This is a genomic window from Leifsonia sp. NCR5, from assembly GCF_002105485.1.
Lineage (GTDB): Bacteria > Actinomycetota > Actinomycetes > Actinomycetales > Microbacteriaceae > Leifsonia.
In genome coordinates, this window is the sequence record NZ_NCSR01000002.1 from 299,577 (window position 1) to 309,533 (window position 9,957).

The 9,957-nt window shown below is 71.0% G+C and carries 10 protein-coding genes; 2 read left to right on the plus strand and 8 right to left on the minus strand.

The annotated features are described in order from the left end of the window. The first annotated feature begins 44 nt into the window (after window positions 1-44). Window positions 45-596, plus strand: coding sequence for a hypothetical protein (locus B7438_RS03430; RefSeq protein WP_143465561.1), 552 nt, complete (start codon window positions 45-47; stop codon window positions 594-596). A gap of 51 nt (window positions 597-647) precedes the next feature. Here B7438_RS03430 and B7438_RS03435 read toward each other — a convergent pair whose 3' ends face one another. From B7438_RS03435 to B7438_RS03470, 8 genes are all read right to left on the minus strand, one after another. Next, window positions 648-1,067 carry a VOC family protein gene (locus B7438_RS03435; RefSeq protein ID WP_085368075.1) on the minus strand — a complete coding sequence of 140 codons (420 nt, stop codon included), beginning with the start codon at window positions 1,065-1,067 and terminating at the stop codon, window positions 648-650. A 67-nt stretch (window positions 1,068-1,134) separates the two neighbouring features. Continuing rightward, window positions 1,135-1,542 carry a helix-turn-helix transcriptional regulator gene (locus B7438_RS03440; RefSeq protein ID WP_085368077.1) on the minus strand — a complete coding sequence of 136 codons (408 nt, stop codon included), beginning with the start codon at window positions 1,540-1,542 and terminating at the stop codon, window positions 1,135-1,137. 61 nt (window positions 1,543-1,603) lie between these two features. Then, window positions 1,604-5,149: a bifunctional RecB family nuclease/DEAD/DEAH box helicase gene (locus tag B7438_RS03445; RefSeq protein ID WP_085368079.1), complete on the minus strand. Its 3,546-nt coding sequence runs from the start codon at window positions 5,147-5,149 to the stop codon at window positions 1,604-1,606. Window positions 5,150-5,238: 89 nt separating this feature from the next. Continuing rightward, window positions 5,239-5,574: a nuclear transport factor 2 family protein gene (locus tag B7438_RS03450; RefSeq protein ID WP_085368081.1), complete on the minus strand. Its 336-nt coding sequence runs from the start codon at window positions 5,572-5,574 to the stop codon at window positions 5,239-5,241. 64 nt (window positions 5,575-5,638) lie between these two features. After that, window positions 5,639-6,208 carry an HhH-GPD-type base excision DNA repair protein gene (locus B7438_RS03455; RefSeq protein WP_085368083.1) on the minus strand — a complete coding sequence of 190 codons (570 nt, stop codon included), beginning with the start codon at window positions 6,206-6,208 and terminating at the stop codon, window positions 5,639-5,641. A 20-nt stretch (window positions 6,209-6,228) separates the two neighbouring features. Beyond that, entirely contained in the window at window positions 6,229-6,444 is a 216-nt protein-coding gene (locus tag B7438_RS03460) for an SCO4848 family membrane protein (protein ID WP_085368085.1), read from the minus strand. Window positions 6,445-6,482: 38 nt separating this feature from the next. Continuing rightward, on the minus strand, window positions 6,483-7,646 hold the full coding sequence (locus B7438_RS03465; protein WP_085368087.1) for a hypothetical protein: 1,164 nt from the start codon (window positions 7,644-7,646) through the stop codon (window positions 6,483-6,485). 70 nt (window positions 7,647-7,716) lie between these two features. Beyond that, window positions 7,717-8,592 carry a LysR family transcriptional regulator gene (locus B7438_RS03470; RefSeq protein ID WP_085368113.1) on the minus strand — a complete coding sequence of 292 codons (876 nt, stop codon included), beginning with the start codon at window positions 8,590-8,592 and terminating at the stop codon, window positions 7,717-7,719. A gap of 78 nt (window positions 8,593-8,670) precedes the next feature. Between B7438_RS03470 and B7438_RS03475 the strand changes: the two genes are divergently transcribed. Next, entirely contained in the window at window positions 8,671-9,945 is a 1,275-nt protein-coding gene (locus tag B7438_RS03475) for an MFS transporter (RefSeq protein ID WP_143465563.1), read from the plus strand. Window positions 9,946-9,957 lie beyond the last annotated feature (12 nt).

Genomic DNA, 9,957 nt, shown 5'->3' on the forward strand with positions numbered 1-9,957 from the left:
CCGTGTTCCGAAATGTGACAGACCGCGTGGGGTAGGCTGGTGGAATGTCAGATTCCTGGTCCCAGACGGTGGCGGCGAGACTCTTCGGGTGGGCGGCCGCAGCCCTGGTGCTGGTCGGGGTGGTGTGCGTGCTCCCGCTGCTGCTGGTCGACGCCGGCCCGGGCGACGACCACGGTGCCCGCGTCGCCGGGGCCGCGTTCAGCACGGTGGTGATCGTCGTCTGCACGGTGCTGCTGGGCGGTTTCACGCGCATCCGGGTGTCGGTCGACAGGCGCGGCCTGCGGGTGACGCTGCCGCTGCTGTTCGGGGTGCGCGTGAAGAGCATCCCGTTGTCGCGCGTGGCGACGGTGTCGGCCGAGGACGACCTGCGGCCCGCGCAGTGGTGCGGGTGGGGCTACCGGGTGATGCCCGGGCGCTCGGCGATCGTGCTGCGCCGCGGACCGGCGCTCGTGGTCGGAACGACGGCTGACAAGTATTTCGCGGTGACGCTCGCCGACCCGGAGACTCCGGCGGCGCTGCTCGCGTCACTCACGGCCGGCGGTGCGGCCGGCGCTGCTGGCCCCGTCGACCCGGCCGAGGCAGCGAAAAGCCAGTAACTGTCGCGAAACCGCACCGATTCCGCGCAGTTACTGGCTTCTCGTTTCCGGTCAGGCGTTCTGCGGCTGCATGGCGGCCTGGATGCGCACCATGTTGCCGGACGGGTCGCGGAACGCGCAGTCCCGCGGACCCCAGGGCTGGTCGATGGGCTCCTGCAACACCTCGGCTCCGGATGCGCGGACCCGCTCGAACACGCCGTCGATGTCGTCGGTGCGGAACACGATGTTCTGCAGGACGCCCTTGGTGATCAGTTCGAGGATGGTGTCGCCGTCGGCTTTCGACCGGCCGCCGTACGGGTCGGAGAGCACGATCTCCAACCCCGGCTGGTCGGCGCTGCCGAGGGTGATCCAGTGGTGGCCGCCCGACTCGACGTCGCGCACGACATCGAGCCCGAGGGCGTCCCGGTAGAAGCTGAGCGACTCTTCGGGGTCGCTGACGGTGATCTGGTAGTACTGCAGTGAAACGGTCATGGGTCCACTGTAGAAATCCCGGCGCGCGGACGCTTCTCCAAACCTGCTCGATGAGGCGAGATGCGGCTCAGGCGGAGGCGGACTTCACGGGTCGGGTGCGCTGCTTCGCCACGCACGACGGCATCGCCTCGACCGCCTGGTGCTCGCGGGCGCGGTACGCCGTGGGCGACATCCCGACGATCTCGCTGAATTTGGAGCTGAACGACCCGAGCGACGTACAGCCGACGGTCATGCAGGCGTCGGTCACGCTCATCCCGGACCGGAGCAGCGCCATCGCGCGCTCGATGCGGCGGGTCATCAGGTAGCTGTACGGGGTCTCGCCGTACGCCGCCCGGAAGCGGCGGGAGAAGTGCGCGGGAGACATGAGGGCCTTGCTGGCGATCGTGGGCACGTCGAGCGGCCGCGCATACTCGCGGTCGATCAGGTCGCGCGCCCTGCGCAGGTGCACGAGCGTCTCGATCTCCTCCGGTGACACGCCACGAGCGTAGCACCGCGCCCGCACAGCGGTCCGGGCCGATCCCGCGCCGCCCACGCGCTCACGCGTCCTGCTCGACCAGCCGGATGAACGCGCTCAGCTCGGTGAGGCCGGTTGGTGTGTGCGGCAGGTATTCGGTCAGCTCGGGCGAGTGGACGAGGTACGCCGCCCATTTCGCGCGGGACACGGCCACGTTGAGCCGGTTCTTCATGAGCAGGAACGACATCCCGCGCGGCACGTCCGCCGACGACGACGCCGCGAGGCTGACGATGGCGATGGCGGCCTCCTGGCCCTGGAACTTGTCCACCGTCCCGACCCGCACGCGCTCCAGCCCCGCATCGTCGAGAGCCGCGCGTACGGCGGCGAGCTGCGCATTGTACGGCGTGACGACGATCACGTCCTCCTCGCCGAGCGCATCCCGTTCCCGGCCTGCACTCGGGTCGGTCCACGCGCGCCCGAGCACGTCCTGCACGATGGCGACCACCACGGCCGCCTCCTCCGGCGATTCCGTCGAGTTGCCGACGTGCTCCACCGGGACAGGATGCAGCCCGGCCCTCACCCCGTCGAGCGACCGAAGCGCCGCCTCCGGATGCGCGTGCAACTTGCCTTCGTAGGACAGCCGGGACACCGCGGCCGCCAGCTCGGGATGCATCCGCCTGCTCTCGGCGAGGAAGTACCCGAACTCGGGCGGCAGCACGTCGTGCCCGTCGCTCACCCAGCCGAGGGCGGAGCCGTCGATGGGTTCCGGATGCTGGCCCTGGCTGACCTGCGGAAGCTGCTGCGGGTCTCCGAGCAGCAACAGGTTGGCCGCGGACACCCCTGCGCCGATGGTGGACGCGAGCGAGAACTGCCCGGCCTCGTCGACCACCAGCAGGTCGAGGCTGTCGCGCGGGATGCGGGCGGCGTTCGCGAAGTCCCACGCCGTACCTCCGACCACGTAGCCCGTCGCCTCGTTGTCGAGGGCGAACAGCAGCTGGCCGTCGTGCTCCAGCGGGGTGAAGGCGTGCGCTTCCCTGTCGCTGTCGCCGCCGGGGACCTTGCCGACGAGCCGCGCATCCAGCCCAGCCGCGACGACGCGGTCGAGCAGGTTCTCGACGACGGCGTGCGACTGCGCCACGACGCCGATGCGCCAGCCGTGCCGCTGGACGAGGCCGGCGATCACGTGCGCCCCGAGATACGACTTGCCGGTGCCGGGAGGCCCCTGCACGGCGAGGTAGGAGCGGTCGAGGTCGAGAAGGCTCGCGATGACGGCGTCGATGCGCCCGCTGCCGTCGTCCGGGCCCTCGGGAGCGAGGCGGCCGGAGCGGGTGCGGGGTGGCGTGCGCCGCAGCACGTCGACCATCGCGTTGCGCGGCCACCCGACAGCGCCGGATGCGTCAGCAGCGCCGGATTCGTCAACGGCGTCCCTAGCGCGCTGCGACTCGGCGGTGGCGCCAGCATCCCCCGCGCGCCGCGCCTCCAGCAGGTCGCTTCCCCACTCGCGGATCGCCTCGGCCAGGCGGCGCGCATCCGGAGGCCCGGCGGGCGTGAGCGCGTTCGGCAGGTCGTCGTACGGCAGCACGTCTTTCGGCAGGGTCTCCCGCACCACCACGGCGCCGTCGTCCGTCGCCGCGATCACGGCGACAGACCGCACCGCCCGCGCGCCCGGCTGGGAGCGCGGCTGGCGGAACGGACCGGGGTATTCGTAGAGCAGGAACGGCCCGGTGCGCTCGCTGACCCGGATGGCGCTCCCCGGCCCCCACCTGCCGCTCAGCAGCAGCTCCCGGCGTTCGACGCGCTGGCCCTCGTCCTGGTACCAGTCGCGCAGCACCTGTGCGGACTCGACCACCAGCACATCCCGGTTGTCCGCCCACTCCTCCACCGGCTGGATGAGCCGGGAGAAGTGGGACTGCCAGAAGCTCTTCTGCTCCCTGCGGTGGAAGTCGATCGCGGCTGCCGCCAGCGCCATCGCCTCCCTGTCCGGCGTGCGGTGCGGGTCGAGCGGGTCGCCCGCGTATGCGAGCAGCCCGGCGCGCAGCGGCGACTCCTCGGGAGCGATCTCGAGATCGTCGACCGGCGCCTGGCCGATCGGGACGCCATTCTCCTGCGCCCGCGCGATCAGCCAGTCGCGGAGCCGCAGCGTGGACACGCAGTCGTACCTGTTGTAGTCGCCGATCGCATCCAGGATGGGCTGCGCCTCGTCTTCGCGGCCGACCGCGATGAGGTCGCGCGCGTTGGCGTACTGGGTGATCGAGTCCGCGCCGTTCGTCACGTCGCTCTCGCGCAGCTCGTCGCCCATGTAGAGCGGTTCCAGCTTCTTGATCGAGTAGGAGCGGGAACCGACCCGCACCGCCTTGCGCACCAGAGGGTAAAGGTCGACCATCACGTTGTCGCGGAGCAGGGCGTCGACCTCCTCCTCGCCGACGCCGTGCCGGGCGGCGAGGGCAAGCAGGTGCGTCTGCTCGTATGCGGCGTAGTGGTAGATGTGCAGGTTCGGGTAGCGCTGCCTCCGTTCGCGCACGAACGCGAGGAACGCCTCGAGCGCCACCCGCTCCGCGGCGAAGTCGTGCGCCCAGAACGCCGTGAATTCGGCGTTCTCGTCCACCAGCCCGAACAGGTAGTCGAGGTTCCAGCGCTCCCCCGCGCCCTCGGTGTAGAGCGGGTCGCCCTCGAAATCGAAGAAGATGTCGCCCGCATCCGGATGCGGCAGCACGGCGAGGACCGGCGCGTTGAAGACCCGGATCGGCGGCGGCTCGCCCTCGACGGCATCCCGTTGCAGGCGCGCCTGCTCGCGCAGACCGTCGAGCGTTCCCTCCGGCACCCCGTCGATCTGGCCGGTGGATGCTGCGAGCTGGTCGATCGTGAACACCCCGGCCTCGAACAGCCTCGCCCGCTGGGTGACGCGCATCCCGGCGACCAGCAGCACGTCCCTGGTGGCCTGGATCTCGGCGTCGCAGGTGTCGCAGCGCCCGCAGACGGTGAAGCGCGGGTCTCCCCAGGCGACCGGACCCTCCTCGGCGAGGTGCTGCTCGATGATCCAGAGCAGGCGGGCGCGCCGCTTGCGGTAGACGGGCTCGATTTCGGACACCCTGTGCTCGCTGACGGAGCCGTCGCCGAGCAGCAGCTCGACCGTGTCCTCCACGTCGACCCCGATGCGCCGCAACTGGCCGGCGTATGCGGCGAGCTGCAGCAGCGCGGTGACCCTGGCGCTACGGGCGAGCTTGGAGTCCTGCACCCGGTAGCGGCCGTCCGGGCGGCGGACGATGAAGTCGGCGAACCCCACGAACGAGCCGTCGAAGAAGGTGGCCTGGAACACCACTTCGGCCGAGCGGGCGAAGGCGTCGGCCGTCGCGGCGACCGCGGCGGCGAGACTGTCGGCGTCGAGGCGATCCGGACGCTCGATCTCGGCCACCCCTGTGCCGAACCGCTCGCGGTAACGCTCCAGGATGTGCTGCTCGTGCTCATCCCCCAGCCGTGACGACCGCACGTACATCGGATCTTCGACCTCGTCGGTCTTCTCGATGCGGCCGAGCTTCACGTCGAGCGTGCGCAGGAAGGCGAACTCGCACTTCGACGCCTCGGTCAGGTCGCTGGCGCTCGTGACGATGACCCCGTCGAGAAGGAACACGTCCGCTCCTTCCGGCGACGCCGACGGCCCCTGCGGCCGCCGCTGTCTGCGAGCCTATCCGGAACCACCGACACTGCCCGGCGGCCTGCCTAGGCCGTGATCGTCATCCGCTCGATGCCCGCGGAGCCGACCAGGAAGGTGAACGTCGAGGGTCCGTTGAACCCGTCTCCGCCGACCAGCGCCGTCACAGCGACCCCGTCCGGCACCGCGCTGAACTGGAGGTCGTCGAGCGTCACGGCCGAGCCGATGAACTCGCCGTCGCTCCACCCGCGGATCGCCTCTCGGCCGGTGAAGACGCGGCCCCAGTCGTCCACGCTGCCGGTCGGGGCGAACGTGTCGATGAAGCGTTCGGTGTCGTGCGCGTTCGCCGCGTCGATCGCCTCGGCGACGACGGGTGGGATGCCTTCGCGGCTCTCGTCGGTCATCGCCCCAGTGTGGACCGCATCCCGGGCTGCGCGCCAGTGCCCGACGCGACGGTCCCGGTCAGCCTCAGCCCTTCTTCGCCGCCGCCTTCGCCGCGCGCTTGAACTCGCGCACCTTCGTCAGAGACTCCGGGCTCACGATGTCCGCAACCGAACGAAACGAGCCTTCCGTTCCGTAGTCCCCCGCCGCCTCGCGCCAGCCGGGCGCCGTCAGCCCGCGCTGCTTGCCGAGGAGCGCGAGGAAGATCTTCGCCTTCTGCTCCCCGAAGCCGGGCAGCGCCTTCAGTCTGCGCAGGATCTCTGGGCCGTCTGGGTCGCCCTTCGTCCAGATCGCGGAGGTGTCGTCTCCCCAGTCGTCGACGATCGCCGCGGCGAGCGCCTGCACGCGCCCCGCCATCGAGCCGGGGAACCGGTGCACCGCCGGCGTCTGCTTCATCACCTCTGCCAGCTTCTCCGGCTCGACGGACGCGACCGTCGCCGGGTCGAGAGAGCCGAGCCTGTCCTGCAGCTTCGCCGGACCGGAGAACGCCGTCTCCATCGGGATCTGCTGGTCGAGCAGCATCCCCAGGATGAGCGCGAAGTCGGACTGGTCGAGGACGGCGTCAGCCTCGGGGTCGCCGGTGATGTTCACAGCCATGAGTTCATGGTGCCATCCGGTCAGGCGACCAGCAACAGCACCCCGGCCACCAGCGACACCAGCGCGATCAGCAGCGCGACGCCCATCAGCACTCCGTGGACGATCAGGAACGGCGTCGGCGTGCCCGCCGCATCCCGTGCCCTGGTGTCTTTGGCGACCCTGGCGAAGAACCGGGGCCACGCGAACACGTTGAAGGCGGCGTTGACGAACAGGACGATGGCAGCGAAGACGGTCATGGTGTCTCCAGCCTAGGAGACGGTGGATGCGCGTCCGCTCAGTCGAGCCGGTGCCGCGGGCGTGCCGTCTCCGACAGGGTCGGCCGGTCCGTCCAGCGCAGCTCGACCACCTCGTTGGCCTGCGACGTGTAGAACACGTGCTGCGTCGAGCTGGCGTGGTCGACGAACGCCGACGGGGTGGATGCGGCCGGCGGCTGCCCCGCACCGGTCAGCGGGTCCTCGTGCCACCCGGTCGGATCCCGCCACAGCTCGTGGATGAGGTGGTCCGCTCCGGCGTAGACGACGTGCTGCGTGGGGACGGGGACCGCATCCGTCGCCTCGAACGCGTACGCGGACACGCTCGTGCCCGCCAGCACCGGGCCGGCGCCCAGCGGCCCGGTGAGGTTCTCGACCGACCAGCTCCCGTCGTAGCGGTACTCCCACACGTCGCCCGCCGTGTCGACGACGTCCACCTGGCGCGTGCCGTCCGCCGCGAATCCGTAGCCGCGGTACGCGTCGTCCGCGAACCCGCCCGGCCCGTCGAGCCCCGCGCCGATGTCGACCGGCTCGCCCCAGGTGAGGTTCGCGGTTCCCGTGTACTCGTAGAGGCGGCCGTCGTCGCCGAGGTAGTCGACGTGCATGGTCCCGCCCGGGGAGAACGAGTACCCGCCGGGAGCCCGCGCGCAGACCGGGCCGCCATGATCCGAGGTGAGGTCTTTGTGCACCCAGCTCGGGTCGCCGTCGTCGCGCGACTTCCTGGTGAGCACGTGCACGTGCCTGTCGATGCCCTGGAAGACGACCACCTGCGCGCGCCCCGACGCGTACTCGAAGCCCTGCGCGACCTTCCGCGCCGGCTGCGAACCGGAGTCGGCAGTGAGGTCGTTCGCGTGCCAGCCGTCGTCCTGGTACAGCTCGCGCAGGCGTCCGTCGCCCGCCGTGCCCAGATAGAGGACGTGCTGCGTCCCTTCCAGCACGAACAGGTAGGCGCGCGGGGCCGATGACGCGTGCGGTCCTCCGCTCTCCGCCAGCAGGTCTTTCTCGTGCCAGACGTCGTCCGTCCCGCAGTACAGCTCGTGCAGCACGCCGGTGCTGTCCGAGACGCCGGTGCCGCCGAGGTAGATGACGTGCCGCGTCCGGTCGTCGGGGAAGTCGTACGCCGACGGGGCGAAGATGCCGGGCGGGAGGTGGAACGTGTCCGTCAGGTTGCGTGCTGTCCAGCCCATGATCTGCTCCGATCCGGATGCGGCGTGAGACGGGGAAAGAGTACGCCAACGCGCGGTGCGGTGGATAGGGTCAGTGCGCCCCGAACCGTTCGCTCAGCAGGTCGAGCAACGCCACGGCCGCCGCACTCGGACGCGTGCGCGCCACCGCGCTGAGCACCCAGTCGATGCGCTCGGTGAGTGGGACCACCACCGTCCCGTCCGCCCGCAGCACGGTCAGCTCCGGCATCACGGCCACGCCCAGGCGCGCGGCGACGAACCGCGGGATCTCCCCCAGGTCGGACAGCTCGGTCGACACCCGCCTCGCGATCCCGCGCTCGTCGAGGGCGCGGTCGAGCGTCGCCCTGTTGCCGAACCCCTCCCGCGCATCCACCCAGCGTTCGTCGGCGAGCTCGGCCAGCGACACGCTCTGCGCGCCGGCCAATGGATGCTCCTCCGGCAGCACGGCAACGAACGGCGACACCGCGAGATCCCGGTAGAGCAGGTCGGGCACCCGGCCGGGCAACCCGAGGAAGGCCACGTCGATCCTGCCGAGCCGCACATCCCTGGCCAGCCCGGTGGACCCGCTGGGCGACGGCCCGAGCCGCAGATCGACCAGGGGATGGCGTTCGTGGAACTCGCCCATGATGCCCGGCAGGTCGATGGTGGTGAGATTGGTGAAGATCCCGACCCGCACCTCTCCGCGCAGGCCGCCCGTGCTGTCGGCGAGCAGGCGCATCCGCTCGGTGGCCTCGAGGGTGGTGCGGGCCGCATCCAGCACCTGGCGGCCGAGCGGCGTCAACCGCACCCGGTGCCTGTCGCGCTCGAACAGGTCGCCGCCGAGCTCGCGTTCCAGCGAGCGGACGCCGGCGGAGACGGTGGACTGGGCGGCGAACACCCGGTCGGCGGCGCGGGTGAAGTTGAGTTCGTCGGCGACGGCGACGAAGTATTCGAGCTGGCGGGTGTCCACGGGGTAATCGTAGTGGTCGATCACCAGCATCGGGGATATTCGTTGGACTCGATTGCCGGGTGGGAGCACGATAGCGGTATGGCACTCATGACCTCCCCCACCAGCGCATCAAGCAGCTCCCGCGCATCCGGCGCCTCCGACGAACCCGGCGAACCCGGCGCATCCCGTGGGCCGTGGCGGCTTCGTCACGGCGCCGGGTTCTGGGTGATCGCGGCGGCGTTCCTCGCGGTGATGGCGTTCTCCACCCTGCCGACCCCGCTCTACGCGCTCTATCAGCAGCGCGACGGGTTCCCGACCTGGGTGGTCACTGTCGTGTTCGGTGCGTACGCGATCGGCGTGCTCGCGAGCCTGTTCCTGATCGGCCACATCAGCGACTGGGCCGGACGCCGCCGGATGATCCTCGTCGCCATCGCCCTCGAAATCGTCGCCGCCGTGCTGTTCCTGTTCTGGAACGACATCCCCGGCCTGCTGGTGGCGCGCGTCATCTCCGGCGTCGGCGTCGGGGCGCTGACGGCCAGCGCGACCGCACACCTCAGCGAACTGCGCTCCACCGCCCGCCCGGAGGAAGGTCCCCGCCTCGCCGGAACCGTCTCCACCGTCGTGAACACCGGCGGACTCGCCATCGGCCCGCTGATCGCCGGAGCGTTCGCGCAGTTCCTGCCCGCCCCGCTGGTGCTCCCGTACGCGGTGTTCCTGGTGATCCTCGCCGTCGCCGCGGTGACGGTCGCCCTGGTGCCGGAGACGGTCGAGCGTGCAGAGGAGTGGCCCGCATACCGGCCCCAGCGGATCTCGCTGCCACGGGATGCGCGGAGCACCTTCTCCGCCGCAGCCGTCGCGGCGTTCGCGGGCTTCGCGGTGTTCGGTCTCTTCACTTCGCTCGCGCCGACCGTGCTCTCCGGCGTGCTGCACGAGACCTCGCGCCTCGTCGCCGGCGCCGTCCCGTTCTCGGTGTTCGCGGCGTCGGCGGTGTCGCAGATCGCGTTCGCCCGGCTGTCCTCCCGCGCCCAGCTGGTGCTGGCCGTCCCGCTGGTGGTGCTCGGCCTCGCCGGTCTCGCCGTGGGTGTGCTGGTCGCCGGACTCTGGCTGTTCGTGACGAGCGGCGTGGTCGCGGGCGCTGGTGTCGGCCTGCTGTTCCGCTCCTCCATCGCGGTCGCGGCGTCGCTGTCGTCCCCGGATCACCGCGGCGAGGTGCTCGCGGCGATCTTCCTCATCGCGTACGTCGGCCTCGCCGTGCCGGTGCTGCTGGTGGGCGTGGCGCTGATCGTGTGGCCGGTGGTGCCGGTGCTGGTGGTGTTCGTGATCGTGGTGGGCGCGCTGTCGCTCGCCGGCGGCCTGCGGATGCTGCGCCGCTGAGCGGTGCGGGGC